This window comes from Denitratimonas organivorans (assembly GCF_037478135.1).
In the GTDB taxonomy this organism is placed as follows: Bacteria; Pseudomonadota; Gammaproteobacteria; order Xanthomonadales; family Xanthomonadaceae; genus Denitratimonas.
The window spans coordinates 136,360-153,111 of record NZ_JBBHDV010000006.1 but is presented as its reverse complement, the minus strand read 5'-3'; the positions used below and the strand labels follow the sequence as shown (position 1 = coordinate 153,111).

15 protein-coding genes are annotated in these 16,752 nt (G+C 66.7%); 6 read left to right on the top strand and 9 right to left on the bottom strand.

Features of this window, described 5'->3' with window-relative positions:
* Positions 1 to 22 precede the first annotated feature (22 nt).
* Both ggt and WDB66_RS08355 read left to right on the top strand, forming a co-directional pair.
* A complete protein-coding gene (gene ggt, locus WDB66_RS08360; RefSeq protein WP_339398090.1) occupies positions 23 to 1,732 on the top strand; it encodes a gamma-glutamyltransferase in 1,710 nt (569 codons plus the stop codon).
* Positions 1,733 to 1,866: 134 nt separating this feature from the next.
* Positions 1,867 to 2,868 carry a bile acid:sodium symporter family protein gene (locus tag WDB66_RS08355; protein WP_339398089.1) on the top strand — a complete coding sequence of 334 codons (1,002 nt, stop codon included), beginning with the start codon at positions 1,867 to 1,869 and terminating at the stop codon, positions 2,866 to 2,868.
* A gap of 78 nt (positions 2,869 to 2,946) precedes the next feature.
* Here WDB66_RS08355 and WDB66_RS08350 read toward each other — a convergent pair whose 3' ends face one another.
* On the bottom strand, positions 2,947 to 4,440 hold the full coding sequence (locus tag WDB66_RS08350) for a RimK family ATP-grasp domain-containing protein (protein ID WP_339398088.1): 1,494 nt from the start codon (positions 4,438 to 4,440) through the stop codon (positions 2,947 to 2,949).
* A 113-nt stretch (positions 4,441 to 4,553) separates the two neighbouring features.
* On the opposite strand from WDB66_RS08350, the gene WDB66_RS08345 reads away from it, so the two are divergent.
* On the top strand, positions 4,554 to 5,030 hold the full coding sequence (locus WDB66_RS08345) for a GNAT family N-acetyltransferase (protein ID WP_339398087.1): 477 nt from the start codon (positions 4,554 to 4,556) through the stop codon (positions 5,028 to 5,030).
* A gap of 69 nt (positions 5,031 to 5,099) precedes the next feature.
* Here WDB66_RS08345 and gluQRS read toward each other — a convergent pair whose 3' ends face one another.
* Positions 5,100 to 6,035: a tRNA glutamyl-Q(34) synthetase GluQRS gene (gluQRS, locus tag WDB66_RS08340; protein ID WP_339398086.1), complete on the bottom strand. Its 936-nt coding sequence runs from the start codon at positions 6,033 to 6,035 to the stop codon at positions 5,100 to 5,102.
* A 64-nt stretch (positions 6,036 to 6,099) separates the two neighbouring features.
* Here gluQRS and htpX point away from each other — a divergent pair, with 64 nt between their 5' ends.
* The 3 genes from htpX to WDB66_RS08325 all read left to right on the top strand — a co-directional run bounded on the left by htpX (position 6,100) and on the right by WDB66_RS08325 (position 8,988).
* On the top strand, positions 6,100 to 6,978 hold the full coding sequence (gene htpX / locus WDB66_RS08335; protein ID WP_339398169.1) for a protease HtpX: 879 nt from the start codon (positions 6,100 to 6,102) through the stop codon (positions 6,976 to 6,978).
* 217 nt (positions 6,979 to 7,195) lie between these two features.
* Positions 7,196 to 7,996, top strand: a complete 801-nt coding sequence (locus WDB66_RS08330) for an SEL1-like repeat protein (protein WP_339398085.1) — start codon at positions 7,196 to 7,198, stop codon at positions 7,994 to 7,996.
* A 128-nt stretch (positions 7,997 to 8,124) separates the two neighbouring features.
* On the top strand, positions 8,125 to 8,988 hold the full coding sequence (locus WDB66_RS08325; RefSeq protein WP_339398084.1) for a tetratricopeptide repeat protein: 864 nt from the start codon (positions 8,125 to 8,127) through the stop codon (positions 8,986 to 8,988).
* Positions 8,989 to 9,048: 60 nt separating this feature from the next.
* On the opposite strand, the gene WDB66_RS08320 is transcribed toward WDB66_RS08325, so the two are convergent.
* The 7 genes from WDB66_RS08320 to WDB66_RS08290 all read right to left on the bottom strand — a co-directional run bounded on the left by WDB66_RS08320 (position 9,049) and on the right by WDB66_RS08290 (position 16,698).
* Positions 9,049 to 10,269, bottom strand: coding sequence for a multifunctional CCA addition/repair protein (locus WDB66_RS08320; protein WP_339398083.1), 1,221 nt, complete (start codon positions 10,267 to 10,269; stop codon positions 9,049 to 9,051).
* A gap of 1 nt (position 10,270) precedes the next feature.
* Positions 10,271 to 11,218, bottom strand: a complete 948-nt coding sequence (locus WDB66_RS08315) for a complex I NDUFA9 subunit family protein (RefSeq protein WP_339398082.1) — start codon at positions 11,216 to 11,218, stop codon at positions 10,271 to 10,273.
* Positions 11,215 to 13,227: a transglycosylase SLT domain-containing protein gene (locus WDB66_RS08310; protein ID WP_339398081.1), complete on the bottom strand. Its 2,013-nt coding sequence runs from the start codon at positions 13,225 to 13,227 to the stop codon at positions 11,215 to 11,217. Before WDB66_RS08310 ends, WDB66_RS08315 begins: the two co-directional genes overlap by 4 nt.
* A 63-nt stretch (positions 13,228 to 13,290) precedes the next feature.
* Positions 13,291 to 14,034 (bottom strand): endonuclease/exonuclease/phosphatase family protein, encoded by a 744-nt coding sequence (locus WDB66_RS08305; protein WP_339398168.1) that lies wholly within the window; start codon positions 14,032 to 14,034, stop codon positions 13,291 to 13,293.
* Positions 14,035 to 14,156: 122 nt separating this feature from the next.
* Positions 14,157 to 14,825: a thiol:disulfide interchange protein DsbA/DsbL gene (locus tag WDB66_RS08300; RefSeq protein WP_339398080.1), complete on the bottom strand. Its 669-nt coding sequence runs from the start codon at positions 14,823 to 14,825 to the stop codon at positions 14,157 to 14,159.
* A 209-nt stretch (positions 14,826 to 15,034) separates the two neighbouring features.
* Positions 15,035 to 15,946, bottom strand: a complete 912-nt coding sequence (locus WDB66_RS08295) for a thiol:disulfide interchange protein DsbA/DsbL (RefSeq protein ID WP_339398079.1) — start codon at positions 15,944 to 15,946, stop codon at positions 15,035 to 15,037.
* Entirely contained in the window at positions 15,943 to 16,698 is a 756-nt protein-coding gene (locus WDB66_RS08290) for a c-type cytochrome (protein WP_487930673.1), read from the bottom strand. The genes WDB66_RS08295 and WDB66_RS08290 overlap by 4 nt, the downstream gene beginning before the upstream one ends.
* Positions 16,699 to 16,752: the final 54 nt, after the last annotated feature.

Below are 16,752 nucleotides of genomic sequence, written 5' to 3'. Positions count from 1 at the left end.
CCGGATTTCAATGGACCCTGTGATGCGCCTGATGCCCTTGTTGTTCGGTCTTTCAATGTTGTTTGCCGGCTCCGGCGTTGCGGCCGCCGACCGTATTGCCGGCCAGCCTTTCGCCACCCGTTCGGTGGTGTATGCGCCCAAAGCGATGGCAGCCACTTCGCATCCGCTGGCCACGCAGATCGCGCTGGATGTGATACGCGAGGGCGGCAGCGCGATGGATGCGGCGATCGCCGCCAATGCCGCGCTCGGGTTGATGGAGCCGACCGGCAACGGCATCGGTGGCGACCTGTTCGCGATCGTCTGGGATCCGAAAACCTCGCGTCTGCATGGCTATGACGGCTCGGGCCGTTCACCGCAATCGCTGACGCTGGAATGGTTCCAGCAACAGGGCCACCGCGATATCCCCCGCGCCGGGCCGCTGCCGGTCAGCGTGCCGGGTGCGGTGGATGCGTGGTTCGCGCTGCATGAGCGCTTCGGCAAGCGCAGCATGGCTCAGAACCTGGCGCCGGCGATCGGCTATGCGCGCGAGGGTCATCCGGTGGCGCAGACGATCGCGTATTACTGGGACCGCAGCGTGGCGCTGCATTCGCGCTGGCCGGGCTTTGTCGAACAGTTCACCCTCGATGGTCGCGCACCGCGCGAGGGCGAACTTTGGAAGAACCCGAACCTGGCAGCGACGCTGGAAGCCATCGCCAACGGTGGGCGTGATGCGTTCTATCGCGGCGACATCGCGCGCCGGATCGACGTCTATATGAAGGATAACGGCGGCTTCCTTTCCTACGCGGATCTGGCCGCGCACCACGGCGACTGGGTGCAGCCGGTATCGGTCAACTATCGCGGTTACGACGTCTGGGAACTCCCGCCCAGCGGTCAGGGCATCGCGGCGCTGCAGATGCTGAACCTGCTGGAACCTTACGACCTGACGTCCTTCGGGTTCGGCAGCGTCGAACATCTGCATCTGCTGGCTGAAACCAAGAAGCTCGCCTTCGCCGACCGTGCGCGCTGGTACGCCGATCCAGCCTTTCATCCGGCTCCGGTCGAGAAGCTGATTTCCACCCAATACGCGGCGCAACGCGGCACGCTGATTTCGATGGATCGTGCCTTGCGCGAAGTCGCACCGGGTACGCCGCAGCAACTGGACGAAGGCGACACCATCTATCTGACCACCGCCGATGCGAACGGCATGATGGTCTCGCTGATCCAGAGCAATTACCGTGGCATGGGCAGCGGCATGACGCCGCACGGACTGGGTTTCATATTGCAGAACCGGGGCGAGATGTTCGTGCTCAAACCCGGCCACCCGAACGCCTACGCGCCGGGCAAGCGTCCCTTCCACACCATCATTCCCGGTTTCGTCACCAAGGACGGCAAGCCGTGGCTGAGCTTCGGCGTGATGGGCGGCGCGATGCAGCCGCAGGGGCATGTGCAGATTCTGGTGAACCTGATCGATTTCGGCATGAACCTCCAGGAAGCCGGCGACGCCCCGCGCCTGCACCACGACGGCTCGGCCGAACCCACCGGCCAGAACAGCGCGATGACCGACGGCGGCGTGATCGAACTGGAAAGCGGCTTCAGCTACGAGGCCGTGCGCGGCCTGATGCAAAAGGGCCACACCGTGCGCTTCGCCAACGGCCCCTACGGTGGTTACCAGGCCATCGCCCGCGACCCGGACACCGGCGTGTATGCCGGCGCCTCGGAAAGTCGCAAGGATGGGCAGGCGGCGGGGTTTTGAGGGTGCCTCAAGCGTGGTTCGGCAGGGCGGACGTTCCGGGTGGCGCGCCGTCGTAAAATGCCCGGCTGGCCCGGTGAAAGTCCGATGCTTCCCACGGTGCCGGTCGTCTTCCCCGGACACGTTTGAACAGGACCATGCCCCGAATTACTTCGCTGACCCGGCTGGCTTCCATCCTCGACCCGTTCCTGCTGATGCTGGTCGGGGTCATGCTGCTGGCGACTGTGCTGCCGGCGCGTGGCGTGTGGAGCGATGTCGTGGCGTGGCTGGCCAATGCCGGCATCGTGCTGCTCTTCTTCCTGCATGGCGCGCGGCTTTCGCGCAAGGCGATCCTCGGTGCGCTGGGCAATGGCCGGCTGCATCTGGCGGTATTGCTGACGACCTTCGTGGCGTTCCCGCTGGTCGGGCTGGCGCTGGCGAAGCTGCCGATGGTGCCGGCGCAGATCGCCACCGGGCTGCTGTTCACCGCGCTGCTGCCGTCCACGGTGCAGTCTTCGATTGCATTCACTTCCATCGCCGGCGGCAATGTCGCGGCGGCGGTGTGCAGTGCTTCGCTGTCGAATCTGGTCGGCGTGTTCGCCACGCCGCTGCTGGTGGCGCTGCTGATGCGCACCGGCGGCACAGCGGGGGTGTCGATGGAATCGGTCAAGACCCTGGTGCTGTTGCTGCTGCTGCCGTTTGTCGTGGGCCATCTGCTACGGCCGTGGATCGGTGTCTTCGTCAGCCGCAACAGCGCCTGGCTGGGCAAGGTCGATCGTGGTTCGATCCTGATGGTGGTCTATGCCGCGTTCGGCGCGGCGGTGGTCGGCGGGCTGTGGGATGCGCTCACCTGGCAGGATCTGGCGTGGATTCTGGCGTTGAGTGGCGCGTTGCTGGTCGTGATGCTGGGCCTGACCTGGTTCGGCGGGCGCCGCCTCGGGCTGCCGCGCGAGGATGCGATCGTGTTGCTCTTCTGCGGTTCCAAGAAAAGTCTGGCGACCGGCGTGCCGATGGCTGGAGTATTGTTCCCGGCGGCCATCGTCGGGCCGATCCTGCTGCCGCTGATGATCTTCCACCAGATCCAGCTGATGGCCTGCGCGGTGATCGCGCGGCGCATGGCGCGTACGGTTGAAGCGAAGGGTCAGCTGCGGGTTGGGTAATTGCGTCAACGGCCGGGAGGCCGCTGCAACAGCCGATTGCGGCGATCAGGCAAATACGCCGTCATGGGTTGCGGCGCATTACTCCGCCACCCCCAACCGTCTGCATTCCAGCCGGCGCAGGAATTCGCCCATGATGCGGCGGTACAGGTCTTCGCCCAGGTAGGCATCCTCGACGCCGGCGTCGATCGAGGGGTTGTCGTTGACTTCGATGATCGCGCTGCGCTTGCCGTCGGATTTCAGGTCCACGCCGTAGAGGCCGTCGCCGATGGCGGCGCAGGCCTTCAGCGCCAGGCGCACGATCTCCGGCGGCGCGTCGCGTACCGGCAGGGTCTTGAAACCGCCCGAGCGCGGTACGCCATTGCCGCCGTGGGCGTGGTCGTAGATCTGCCAGTGGCCGCGCGACATGAAGTACTGGCAGGCATACAGCGCCTGGCCGTTGAGCACGCCGATGCGCCAGTCGAATTCGGTGTACATGAATTCCTGCGCGATCAGCAGCGCGCTGTGCTGGAACAGGCCGGCGGCGGCGCTGCGCAGCGCGGCTTCGTCGGCGACCTTGACCACGCCGCGCGAGAACGAACCGTCCGGAATCTTGAGCACCAGCGGATAGCCCAGCGTGCCGCCCAGTTGCGCCAGCTGCGCTTCGTTGTCGCGGAACACCACTTCGCTACGCGGCATCGGCAGCTTGCGCGCGCGCAGCAGGTCGTTGAGGTAGATCTTGTTGGTGCAGCGCAGGATCGACACTGGATCGTCGATCACCACCATGCCTTCGCGTTCGGCGCGGTGGGCGAAGCGGTAGGTGTGGTTGTCCAGCGAGGTGGTTTCGCGGATGAACAGGCCGTCGTACTCGGCCAGACGGGAAAAATCGTTGCGCGTGATCGGATCGACTTCGATGCCCAGCGCCTTGCCGGCCTCGATGAAATGCCGCAGCGCACGCTTGTTCGACGGCGGCATGGCCTCGGCCGGGTCGTGCAGCATCGCGATTTCGTAGCGGAATTTGCGGCGTGCACGCGGTTTGCGCCAGATCTTGCGCGAAAACGCATCCAGCGCGGCGGCGAAAGCGTCTTCCTGCGCATCATCCAGCGTGTGCAGACCGGCAGGTTTGATCGAGCGGATGCGCCAGCTGCGCTGGTGTTCAAACTCCAGCCGCAGGATCGGGCAGGGGAAGGCTTCGAACACCTGTCGCGCCACCTCGGCCAGCGGCGCGTGGTCGCAGCGGCCGAAATGCACCAGCACGCCGAGTTCGGTGCCGCCTTCGGCGCTGCCCGGCGGCATCCGGCCCAGGCGCTGGTTCAGATCGTCGATGTCCAGGCCCCACAGCGAGCGCCGGCGCAGGTCGTTGATGGTGCGCACCGTCGGGATCACGCGCTGCCCGCGCGCCTCGGCCAGCAGCGACACGTAATAGCCCACGCCCAGGTATTTGTAGCTGCGGCACAGGTTGATCACCTGCACCCGTTCGCCCGGTTCGGCGGCGGTGCTGTCCTTCAGGTAATCGGTGGCGGAAACGACGTTTTCGGAGGGGTAGTACGAGCCCCAGTCGGAAGGCTTTTCAACGACGATGAGCAGGCGGCTCATGGCGTACTCGAAGGGCGCACGGAGCGGCGCGGAATGGGGCGGATTCTGCCAGAATCCTGCATCGCCACACGTCCCATCCCTGGCGTGGTTGCACGCCATTCATGGCCCTGCCGATGTCCTTGCCCGTTACCGGATTCCAGTTGCGCGATGCGCGGTCGGCGGACCTTCCGCGCTTGCTTGAACTGGAGGCGATGTTCCCCGGAGACCGACTCTCGGCCCGGCAGTTCCGCCACCATCTGCGCTCGCCGCGCGCGCGATTGCGGGTGCTGGAAAACGAAGGAACGATCCAGGGTTATGCATTGCTGCTGATGCGCAGCAACAGCCGTATCGCACGGCTGTATTCGATCGCGGTTGATCCGCAGGCGCGGGGAACCGGCGCCGGCCGGGCACTGTTGCAGGACGCCTTCGCGCAGGCCGATGAGGCCGCTTGCCAGCGGCTGAGGCTGGAAGTGCGCAACGATAATGCTGCCGCCATCGCGCTTTACCTCAAGGCCGGCTGTCAGCAAATCAGCCTGCTGCCCGCTTATTACGCCGATGGCTGCGATGCATTGCGCTTCGAGTGCCGCGTATCGCCGGGTGGTACGGACTGACGCGCCCACGGAAACCCGTCACGCTCAGCCTTGCCGGCAACGAATACGAAGGCTTTACTGGAACGGACTTCAGGCCGGCGGCGATGGCGTGACCGGGTTTTCGCCAGCTTCCGGCGCGTCCAGCCGACGGTCCTGCCGTGGCACCTGTTCCAGCCGGAAATGCCGGATCGCGTGCTCGATGGTGGTGCCCAGCGTCCGGCATCCGGCCAGTGCCTCGGGCGGTTGCCCGAGAAAGGCCCAGGCCGCGCACAGGGCCGGCAGCGGTTGCCCGGCATCCAGCGCCAGCGCCTGCTGCGATTTGCCGAGTTTGTGCCCCTGTGCATCCAGCGCCAGCGGTAGATGTGTGTAGCTGGGCGTGGGCAGGCCGAGCAGACGTTGCAGGTGGATCTGGCGTGCGGTGGAATCGATCAGATCGGCGCCACGCACCACATCGGTGATGCCCTGATCGGCATCGTCCACGACCACGGCCAGCTGGTAGGCCACCAGTCCATCCGCACGCCGCACGACGAAATCCCCGACCTCGCGCGCCAAGTTCTGGCGCTGGGGGCCGCGCACCGCATCGGTGAATCCGATCCATTCGTCCGGCGCCCGCACCCGCAGTGCGAACCGCCCGTCGCGGCGTTGCGAAACACAACCGTGATGCAGCCGGCCGTCCAGTTCGGCCCGGCTGCAATGGCAGGCGAACAGCGTGCCGCCGCGTTGCAGTGTCGCCAGCGCATCGCGGTACAGCGCCTGACGCTGGCTTTGCCAGACCACTTCGCCATCCCATTCCAGCCCGAAGCAGCGCAGCGCCTCCAGTTGCTGTTCGGCGGCACCGGGCACGGTGCGCGGGGTGTCGATGTCCTCGATCCGCACCAACCACTCCCCGCCGGTCGCGCGCGCATGCAGAAAACTGCCGAACGCGGCCACCAGCGAGCCGAAATGCAGCGGTCCGGTCGGCGAGGGCGCGAAGCGGCCACGGTAATGTGGTCTGCGATGCTGCTTGAATTGACGTTCGGATGTCATCATTTAGGATCCGGAGTCCGGGAACGCGCCGCACCCGGCAACGCACTGGAGACAGCTTCCCATGATTTTTCGACGCATCGCCCTGTTCCTGGCCACGAATCTGGCCGTGATGATCCTGCTCGGCATCGTGCTGAGCGTGCTGCAGCACGTGTTCGGGATTCAACTGGGCAACAACGGCACGCTGCTGGTGTTCGCCGCGATCTTCGGCTTCGGCGGCGCGATCATTTCGCTGCTGCTGTCCAAGACCATGGCCAAGCGCAGCACCGGCGCGCAGGTCATCACCCAGCCGCGCAACGAGGTGGAACGCTGGCTGTTCGACACCGTGCAACGCCAGGCTCAGCAGCTGGGCATCAAGATGCCGGAAGTGGCGGTCTACGACGCGCCGGAAATCAATGCCTTCGCCACCGGTGCCAGCCGCAACAACTCGCTGGTGGCGGTATCCACCGGCCTGCTGCGCTCGATGAGCCGGGACGAGGCCGAAGCCGTGCTTGGGCACGAAATGGCGCATGTGGCCAATGGCGATATGGTGACGATGGCGCTGATCCAGGGCGTGCTGAATACCTTCGTGATCTTCCTGGCGCGCGTGGTCGGGCGCATCATCGACGGCATGATCAGCGGCAACCGCGATGATGGCCCGAGCTTTTTCTACTACATCATCGTGCTGGTGCTGGACATGGTGTTCGGCTTGTTCGCCTCGATGATCGCGATGGCCTTCAGCCGCTGGCGTGAGTTCCGCGCCGATGCCGGCGGAGCGCGTCTGGCCGGTCGCGAGAAGATGATCGCGGCGCTGGAAAAGCTCGCGCTCAACCAGGGCCAGAGCACGCTGCCCGACCAGATCCGCGCCTTCGGCATCGCCGGCGGCATCGGGCAGGGCATGCGTAAGCTGCTGATGACGCACCCACCGCTGACCGAACGCATCCGCGCGCTGCGCGAAGCGGCCTGACGACGAAAGCGATTTCCGCCTCATCTGTCGCCCTGTCATCCCAGCGGATGGCGGGCGACTTTTTGTCATCCGTCTGACCATGATCCGGGCATTTTCCTGCGCCTTGTGCCGGACCTGCGGCAAAGCCAGTGCTGGACGCGGAGCCGCCGCGCTGCGACGCGGAGCCGCACCTGTGCGTAGTCAACGGGTACTGGTTTGGATTGGCAGGGAGACGGCAATGAAACGCACAACCCATCAGAAATGGATCGCATGGATCGGCATGGCGCTGGTACTGGGCCTGGGCCTGTTGATGTTGTCGCCGGCGATGGCGCAGGAGCAGACCCGCGTATTGCAGTGGCAGACGCTTCCCGAAGTGCCCCGTCACGGCAATTACGTCGGTGAGCCGGGTATCGCGCTGGAGGTGATGACGTCCGGCTTCCTGGCCGCGCACCCGGATATCCGCTGGCGACGCGAGGGCCTGCACGATTACAGCAACCAGCGCTACGAGCAGGCGCTGACACACTTCCGCAGTGCCGCGCGCTACGCCGACAAGGCCTCGCAGGCGATGATCGCGGAAATGCACTGGATGGGTCTGGGCGTGCCGCCCGATCCGGTGCAGGGCTACATCTGGATGGATCTTGCCGCCGAACGCGTCTATCCGAACTTCATGATCCTGCGTGAAATCTATTGGGAGGCATTGGATGCCTCGCAACGGCAGGCCGCGATCGAACAGGGCCAGGCGGTCTATGCCGAGTTCGGCGATGACGTGGCAAAGCCGCGGCTGGAACGGGTGCTGCGCCGCGAGCGCCGCAATGTGACCGGCAGCCGCACCGGCTTTGTCGGCAACATCACCATCATTCCCAATACCGGGCCGCTGGCCGGCGGAGGCCTGACGATCAGCGGCGACCAGTTCTACGCCGCCAAGTATTGGGAACCGGCCAAGTACTGGGCGCTGCAGGACAGCATCTGGAAAAACCCGCCACGGCCCGAAGTCGAGGTCGGCACGCTGCGTCAGGATGGGGTCGAGGAAGACGACTGAATGAGAGGGCGGTGCGAGGTGTAATTGTTCCCGCACGGCCATCCGGCAGCCTGCGACGATCACCGCGCTCGGCTGCCTTGGGTTACGGCGATCGGAGCGGCATCCGGATCCAAACACGGAGAAGAGTGATGAAACGAACGACCAAGTGGTGGGGGCCAGCGGGAATCGGCATGGCACTGGTTGCGGCTCTGTGGGCTGCTCCGCTCATGGCGAATGGCAGCGAGCCTCGCGAAGTGCGCTGGCAGCAGCCGGTGAAGGCCGACCGGATCGGGAAGTTCATCAGCGAGCCGGGCATTCCCGCCGAACTGATGACCGAAGGTTTCCTGGCCGGCCACCCGGACATCCGCTGGCGGCGCGAGGGTCTGCGGGCCTATGGCAACGGCAATCACAAGGAGGCGATGAGCTACTTCCAGCGAGCCGCTCGCCACGCCGACAAGCCGGCGCAGGCCATCATCGCGGAGATGTACTGGAACGGCACCGGGGTGGAACAGGACCGTGCGCTGGGCTATGCGTGGATGGATCTGGCGGCCGAGCGTGAGTATCCGAATTTTCTGATCCTGCGCGAAAACTACTGGAGCCAGCTGGATGCGGTGGCCCGCGACGACGCCATCCGGCGCGGGCAGCAGGTCTACGCCGAATACGGCGACGAAGTGGCCTGGCCGCGGCTGGAACGGGCGATGAAGCGTGAAGCCCGTTCGACGTACTCGCGGCCGGGTCGCGCGCATCACGGCATCAAGATCGTTCCGCTGACCGGCCCGCTGGCCCCGTCCAGCGTGGAGTTGGGTGGGATGGTGTCAAGGCGTCGTGGTGCGGCGCCGGCCGGCATGCGACACGTCACCGCCTTCACGGTGTCAGAACAGCGCTACTACGCGAAGAAGTACTGGGATCCTGTCGAATACCGGAACCTGCTGGATGTTGTCTGGAAAGATCCGCCCACGCCGCAGGTCGATGTTGGACCCTTGCAGCAAGACGAAGGGCGGGAGGCCAACTAGGACTGCGCTGCGGGCGACGCTTGGCGTGGTCGCTCGCAGTCGGCGCGGCACAGGCGCTGCTCAGCTGCGCACGGCGGCAATCGCCGCAATCCGTGCGCGGCGCAGTTTTTCTCCGACCTGCGGGCCATCCAGCCCGGCCAGATCCAGATCGCGCGGGCGTACCGCGAGCGCGGCTGCGTGCAGGGCGTTGAGCGTTTCGCGTTGCGGATAATCCGCTGCGGCCATGCCGCGCCGGCCACGTTTGTCGGCTTCGCAGACCAGCCCCAGACGGGCAACGCGTTCGGGTTTGCGGAAGCCGTCGCAGCGTGCGATCAGGTCGTGCACGGTGCTGGCTTTCAGCTCGGCGAGGCGGTGCACGTTGAGGTGTTCGCGGCAGCAGATTTTTGCCAGTGCGGCGTGTTCGGCCGGGACTTTCAGCCTTTCGCACAGTGTGTTCAGCGGTTCCAGTCCGGTGGCTTCATGACGCAGGTGCGCGGGCAGTTCGCGCGCCGGGGTGAGGGCTTTGCCCAGGTCATGGGTCAGTACGCAGAAGGCGATCAGCGCATCCCCCGGCGCCAGCTGAGCGGCGATGTCCAGGCAAAGTTCGACATGCAGGCCGGTATCGATTTCCGGGTGATATTCGGCCCGTTGCGGCACGCCGTACAGCGCATCGACTTCCGGCAGGATGCGGGCCAGCGCGCCGCACTGGCGCAGGGTGCGCAGGAAGGCCGAAGGGGCCGGTTCCTGCAGCGCGCGCGACAGTTCCTGGAATACGCGTTCGGGTACCAGATGATCGACTTCGCCCTCGGCCACCATGCTGCGCATCAGCGTCATGGTCTCATCGGCGATGGAAAACCCGAGCGGCTGCCAGCGCGCCATGAAACGCGCCGCGCGCAGGATGCGGACCGGGTCTTCGCAGAAGGCCGGCGAGACGTGGCGCAGCACGCGCGCCTCAAGATCGGCGATGCCGCCGTAGGGATCGACATGCTGGCCGTCATCGTCGCGGGCGATGGCGTTGATGGTGAAATCGCGTCGCAGCAGGTCTTCTTCCAGCGTGATGTCCGGCGTGGACAGCACGGTGAAGCCGCGATAGCCGTGGCCGGCCTTGCGCTCGCAGCGCGCCAGCGCGTATTCCTCGTGTGTTTGTGGGTGCAGGAAGACCGGGAAATCCCGCCCCACCGGGCGGAATCCCTGCGCTTCCATCTGTGCCGGTGTGGCGCCGACCACGACGAAATCGCGGTCGCCGGCAGGCCGCCCGAGCAGCGCATCGCGCACCGCACCGCCGACCAGGTAGACCTTCATGTCATGCGCCGCGCGAGCGCCGGAAGCGGTCGAGACGGCGCTGCTGCGGATCCGGCCCCAGCAGCGCCGGAATCACCGCGCTGATTGGCGTGGGTTCGATGCCGAGGCGGTGCAGGCCATCGATGCCGCCGACCGAGTCGACCTGCAACGAAAGGAAATTGTCTGTGGAAAACGGCTTGCCCGGCATGAAATCCATCAGCGCCGCCTGGATCCGGCCCAGCGCATCGGGCAGTGCCAGCACCGCGCGGCGCAGTCCCATGCACTGCGCCGTGTACTGCACGATCTGCTTCAGCGTGAGCACGTCCGGACCGTACAGCTCATAGGTCTGGCCGATGCTGGCCGGCCGTGTCAGCGCGCGCACGAAGGCTTCGGCCACATCGCCGACATGGACCGGTGCGAATTTGGCGCCGGCGCGTGCCAGCGGCAGCACCGGCGCGATCTTCAGCAGACCGGCGAAACGCGCGAACAATCCATCGCCCGGCCCGAAGATCACCGAGGGCTGGAAGATCGTCCAGTCCAGTCCGGACGCCTTCACCGCGGCTTCGGCTTCGCCCCGCGTGCGCAGATAGTGGCTGCGGCCGCGCCCGGCATTGAGCGCGCTCATCTGCAGCAGGCGGCGGGTGCCGCTGGCCTGGCAGGCGGCGATGAGTTTTTTCGTGAAACCGGTATGCGCCGCCTCGAAACCGCGCCCGTTGCGGCCGCGTTCGTTGAGGATGCCGATCAGGTTGATCACCGCATGCGCGCCCTGCAGCAGTTCGCGCAGCGCAGCGTCGGAATACACATCGACATTGATCACGCGCGCCTGCGGCACGATGTGCAGCTCGCGTTGCATGCTGCGGTTGCGGCTGGGCACCAGCACGTCATGGCCGGCGGCGACCAGGCGCGCGACCAGATGGCGGCCGACGAAACCGGTGCCGCCGAAGATGACAATGGGGCCGTCTGGGTTCATGGGGCGACTCCTTGCAGGGCGATGGACGGGGCCGGGCAGCCGACTTCGTTGCGCGATTTGGCGGTCGGTTCCGGCGTGCCGGTGGCGCGTTGCTGCAGCGGTATCGTACGGCCATGGAACTGCCAATCGTAGATGACGCTGAAGGCGAGGATGCGGGCGACGTACTCGCGGGTTTCGCGGTACGGGATGGTTTCGATCCACAGATCGATATCGGCGCTGGACGGTGGCCGCTGTGCGAGCCAGCGCGCGACCGGCGTGGGCCCGGCATTGTAGGCGGCGGTGGCGAGGAAGGGCTGCTGATCGTGCCGTTCCAGCATCGTCGCCAGATGCGCGATGCCCAGGGTCAGGTTCTCGCGCGGATCGAACAGGCCGGCATCGCCGGGATAGCGCAGGCCGCGGCGGCGGGCTTCCTCGCGTGCGGTGGATGGCAGTAGCTGCATCAGCCCGCGTGCATTGGCGTGCGAGCGCGCATCGGCGATCCAGGCGCTTTCGGCGCGGATCAGAGCCGCGACCCAGGCCGGATCCAGGCCGTGTTTCCTGGTTTCGCGTTCGATCTGGCGCTGGTGCGGCAGCGGGAAGCGCAGCCGGTAGTAGCGCAGGTCTTCGCCGCTGTTGAGGGTGAAGGCGCCACGGTCGTGCCAGCCGGCGCGTTCGGCCAGCGCGACGGCGGCACGGCGCTCGTCGTCGGGCAGGGTTCCCTTCAGCGCGTCCCATTCGCGCCGCGCCCAGGTTTCGCGGCCGATGGCGTGAAGTTCCATCGCGCGCACGAATCCGGGCCGGGCCTGCAAGCGCTGTTGCAGCGCGGCGTCGGGTTCGATATCGAGCGGGCACAGTGCGTGGGGTACGCCGATGCGGTCGGCGGCGAGGAAGCCGAAATAGGTCGGTTCTCGTGCCAGTTCGGCCAGTCTGGCCCGTGCGTCCGGATCGCGGGTCTTTTCCCCGAGGCGGGCGGCCAGATAGCGCCAGCGGGCTTGTTCGCGCTGTTCGGACGGCATCGCGGCGATCGCGCTCAGGGTTTCGCTGAGCTGGCCGCGTGCCAGTGCTTCGCGCGCGCGCCATTCGTGCAGGCGTTCGTCCCAGGCGGCGGCCGGCACCTTGGTGAACCGTTCGGCGCTTTCCGGCAGATAGGAAGCCGCGCTCCACAGCGCAATCTGGTTCAGCACCTGGCCGCGCTGGCTGTCATCCAGTGCCAGCCGGTCCTGCAGCGAGGCCAGCAGTGCTTCGGCCGCGCCCGGGTCGCGCCGCGCCAGGCGTTCCAGCCCGAGCACGGCGATGTTGCGGCTGCGGGCATCCTGCGGCCAGTTCGCGGTCGGCGCCTGGGTCGGGGCTTCCAGATAGGCGGCGTAGCTTTGCGCCAGCGCGGCCTGGGGTGCGGGCAGGGCGCGGGCGAGGAAGCGGATCAGGCCGAGATTGTGTTCGGCCGCAGCCAGTTCGATGCGTTCCAGATGGCGTTCGGGCGTGAGCCGGCCGGCGGATGTCAGGCGCGCGAACACTTCGTCGCAGAGCGCCGGTTGCGAGCGGCCATGCAGCCACAGCTCCAGGCCGGCATCCAGCCATTGGGAATCGGGTGTGGCGGTGCCGCGCGAGAGCAGGTCGGCGCAGCGCAGGCTGGCGTCGCTGCTGCCGCCATACAGCTGGCGGAACCCGGCCCAGTCCTTGCGCTTGGCCAGCGCATGCAGGGCCTGGCTGCGCAGCAGCGGGGTGATCGGAAGATCGGCGTGGCGCTCGGCGAAGTCGGTGATGCGGGCCGCGTCGATGTGTTCGAGCTGGCGGCGCAGTGCGGCGTATTCCAGATACGGTGCCAGCGGATGGCCGGCATGGCGTTTGGCGACGGCGGAAAATTCGGCCGGTGGGCGGTTTTCGGCGGTTTCCAGCGCACGCTTGAAGCTGCCGCGCTGGCTGGCGAGGTCGGCGGACGCAGCAGGTGCAGGCAGCAACAGGGCGATGCCGAGCAGGCCAAGAGCTTGCAGCAGGCGGAAATGGCGAGGGATCAGGCGGGAGTGGGACATGGTCGGCACAGTGTAGGACCTGCGGCGCCGGCGTCGGCGTTCCCGCAGTGGCGGTACACCGGCTCAGTCGGCGCGTTGCGGCCAGCCCGGCAATGCGATTTCGGCCGCCACGGCGAGATGGTCCGAGGACAGGTCGGCCAGCGTCCAGCGCCGCTCAACGTTGACATCGGAGGACACCAGGATGTGGTCGATGGCGCGCTTGGGCTGCCAGCTGGGGAACGACAGCAGGCGTTGTTCCGGCGGTTGCAGCGGGGTGTGGCGGTACAGGACATCCATTTCGCAGGAGTCCGATTCGCAGTTGAAATCGCCCATCAGCACCTTGTGGCCCGGCCCGGACAGCAGTTCACCCAGGAAGGCCAGTTGCGCGCTGCGGGCACGCGGCGACAGGGACAGGTGTGCGATTGCCACCGTCAGCGAATCCTTGCCGTCGCCGTAGCGCACTAGCAGGGCGCCGCGTCCGGGGATGCGGCTGGGCAGCACATAATCCACCACCTCGTCCGGTTCCAGCCGGCACAGCAGACCGTTGGCACTGGCCGCAATGCCGGCCACGCGGCGGTTGGGCTGGTGGCTCCAGTACGGAAAACCGGCGCGTTCGGCCAGGTAGTGGGTCTGGTTCATGAAGCCGGAGCGCAGCGAGCCGGCATCGGCTTCCTGCAGGCCGACGATGTCGAACTGCGAGGCCTTGTCGGCCAGCACATCCAGATTGCTGCGCTTGCGCCAGCCCGGCAGTACGTGGTTCCACGAGCCGGTGACGTAGTCGCGGTACTTGGCGGTGGCATTGCCCGCCTGGATGTTGGCGCTCAGCAGGGTCAGGCGCTGTTCGTCGCTGACCGGCATGGGCGCGGCGGCTGCGGATGCGTGGGACTTGGCCATGAGCTGCACGTGGGGCCGGGATGCGGCGCGATCAAGCCGCACCCGGCTGCCGTGGTTCAGTTGCCGCCGGCCTTGGCGGCGCGTTCACGCGCGACCAGTGCGTCGGTGATTTCCAGCATGCGCGGATAACCGCCTTCGCGCGGTGCCATCACGCGGTATTTGCCGGCCACGATGATGGTCGGGGTGCCTTCCACGCCGTAACCGGCGACCCGGGTGCGGGCGTCGGCGATCTTGCTGTTGACCACGAAGCTGTCGATCGTGGACAGGAACTGTTCCTTGTCGACGCCGTGCTCGGCGTAGAAATCGGCGATGTCCTCAAGCTTGCCGATCTGGCGGCGTTCGGTGTGCAGCGCGTGGAACAGTGCGTCGTGGGTGCGTTCGGTCACGCCCATCGCCTCGGCGGTGTAGTAGACCCGGGCGTAGATTTCCCAGATGCCGCCGAACACTGCCGGCACGTATTCCACCACCACGTCATCGGGCTGGGATTTCTTCCACTCGGTGATGATCGGGGCGAAGTTGGCGCAGTGCGAGCAGGAATAGCCGAAGACCTCGACCACCTCGATCTTGCCATCGGCGCGGGTCGGGACCGGCGGATCGATCAACTGGTAGTCCTGGCCTTCCACCAGGGTGTCGGCCTGAGCCGGTGCGGCGGCGGAAAACAGCAGGGCCGACAGGCACAGCAGGGCGGCGGACAGGCCGAAACGGGGCGCGGTGCGTTGCAACATCGAGAATCTCCCGGGTTGGGTGGGGCCGCCAATATGCGGCCGGAAACAAAGTAGACCACGGACGGGCGTCAGGGTTCCGGGATATGTGGCAGGGAACCGTGATCCCGGCTGCGCGCGGCCGGGTCGCAGCGTGGTGGAGGATGCCTCAAACGACAATCCCCGCCGTGGCGGGGATTGTCGATGAAACCTGGACAGACAGCGCGGGAGGATCAGGGTGCTGCAGCGGCCTGCATCTCCGCGATTTCCTTCTGCGCCAGCCAGCGGGCGGCTTGCAGCATGCCGGCATGGCCACGATCGGAGGTGGTGATGACGCGATACTTGCCGGCCACCACGATCGTGGGCGTGCCTTCAATGGCCCAGCGTGCCAGCGCCCGCTGCCCGCGCGCGATCTGGGTGTTGACTGCAAACGAGTTCGCGGTGGCCTTCAGTGCATCGGCATCCACGCCCAGATCAGCGTAGAGGCGTGCGATGTCGTCGATGCGGCCGGCGCCCAGCTTCTGCTGTTCGGCCAGCGCCTTGAACATGCCGGCGTGGGTCTGGTCGAGCACGCCCATGGCCTGGGCGGCGTAGAAACCGCGCGCGATCGGTTCGAACGCACCATGCGACATCGGGGCATAGACGAAGTTGACCTGGGGAGGCAGGGTTTCCTTCCATGCCGGGGTCAGTGCTTCAAGCCGGGCGCAGTGGATACAGGTGTAGGAAAACACTTCGGCCACTTCGACCTGGCCCGGCGAGGCGGCCAGCGGGTGCGGCGGGTCGATGATCTGGTAGTCCACGCCCAGTCGCGGTTCCGGGCCTTCCGGTACAACTTTCGGTCCCGTCGCCACGGTGGCTTCGGCAGGAGCGTCTCCAGTGGCAGCGTTGTCGGTGGCCGGGGCGTCGGATGTGGTGCTGTCATCCGCAGCCTGCTTGTCATCAGCCACCGGCGTGGTGGTTTCAGCCGGAGCGGTTGCGGTTTCCGCAGGCGCAGGGCTTTTGGTGTTGGCGGCGGGGGCGCTCGGCGCGACGGCCGGTGCCGGCGCTTCGGGAGGCGGGCTCTCGCTGCCACCACAGGCGGCCAGCAGCAGGCAGCTGCCCAGTGCCAGGCCCAGGGTGGAGGGGAAACGATGCAGGCTGATCATGGCTGGGAGGCGACCTCACGCGAGGAATGCAGGCCTTCGATGTAGCTGGCCAGCGAGCGGATTTCCTCATCGGTCAGGTGCTTTGCGACATCGACCATGATGGTGTTCTGGTTGTCGCCGCTGCCCCAGGCGATGCCGGAGCGGAAACCTTCCAGATGTTTGGCGGTGTATTCGGCGTGCTGACCGGCCAGCGCCGGATACGCGGTGCCTGGGTTGCCGCGACCGCTGGGGCCGTGACAGGCCAGACAGGCCGGAATGCCGCGCTCCATGTCGCCGCCGCGGTACAGCGCCTGGCCGACTTCGTAGAACTTGCGGCCGGCATTGGGGCCGTCGGTGATCTCGCTGTCGTCGGCGATGCCCGGGGTCACGCTGAGCGTGGCGAAGTAGGCGCCCAGATCACGCATGTCCTGCGGGCTGAGGGTGCTGGCAAAGCCCATCATCACCGGATCCTGGCGGCTGCCGTCCTTGTACAGCGCGAGCTGGCGCGCGATGTAGGCCTCGTTCTGGCCGGCGTGCTTGGGATACATCGGTACCGGGGAATTGCCGTCGGCGCCATGACAGGCGGCACAGACCGCCGCCTTGCCTGCACCGGCCGCCGCATCGCCGGGCAAGGCCGGACCGTGGGCTTCGGTCAACTGCACCGCAGGTGCCGCCTCGGCCTCGGGGGCCGGGGTGACTTCGGCCGGAGCCGGGGTTTCCTGGGCCATGACGGAGAAGGCCAGGCCAAGACCGAGGGAAACCGCACCGGCCATGCCACAATAGCGCCGCAAACTCATAAGACGTGCTCCGCGAGAAATTCGTACCGG

Coding starts and splice junctions, on each gene's coding strand:
- ggt (WP_339398090.1), top strand. CDS start 23: ATGCGCCTGATGCCCTTGTTGTTCGGTCTTTCAATGTTGTTTGCCGGC.
- WDB66_RS08355 (WP_339398089.1), top strand. CDS start 1,867: ATGCCCCGAATTACTTCGCTGACCCGGCTGGCTTCCATCCTCGACCCG.
- WDB66_RS08350 (WP_339398088.1), bottom strand. CDS start 4,440: ATGAGCCGCCTGCTCATCGTCGTTGAAAAGCCTTCCGACTGGGGCTCG.
- WDB66_RS08345 (WP_339398087.1), top strand. CDS start 4,554: ATGTCCTTGCCCGTTACCGGATTCCAGTTGCGCGATGCGCGGTCGGCG.
- gluQRS (WP_339398086.1), bottom strand. CDS start 6,035: ATGACATCCGAACGTCAATTCAAGCAGCATCGCAGACCACATTACCGT.
- WDB66_RS08330 (WP_339398085.1), top strand. CDS start 7,196: ATGAAACGCACAACCCATCAGAAATGGATCGCATGGATCGGCATGGCG.
- WDB66_RS08325 (WP_339398084.1), top strand. CDS start 8,125: ATGAAACGAACGACCAAGTGGTGGGGGCCAGCGGGAATCGGCATGGCA.
- WDB66_RS08320 (WP_339398083.1), bottom strand. CDS start 10,269: ATGAAGGTCTACCTGGTCGGCGGTGCGGTGCGCGATGCGCTGCTCGGG.
- WDB66_RS08315 (WP_339398082.1), bottom strand. CDS start 11,218: ATGAACCCAGACGGCCCCATTGTCATCTTCGGCGGCACCGGTTTCGTC.
- WDB66_RS08310 (WP_339398081.1), bottom strand. CDS start 13,227: ATGTCCCACTCCCGCCTGATCCCTCGCCATTTCCGCCTGCTGCAAGCT.
- WDB66_RS08300 (WP_339398080.1), bottom strand. CDS start 14,825: ATGTTGCAACGCACCGCGCCCCGTTTCGGCCTGTCCGCCGCCCTGCTG.
- WDB66_RS08295 (WP_339398079.1), bottom strand. CDS start 15,946: ATGATCAGCCTGCATCGTTTCCCCTCCACCCTGGGCCTGGCACTGGGC.
- WDB66_RS08290 (WP_487930673.1), bottom strand. CDS start 16,698: ATGGCCGGTGCGGTTTCCCTCGGTCTTGGCCTGGCCTTCTCCGTCATG.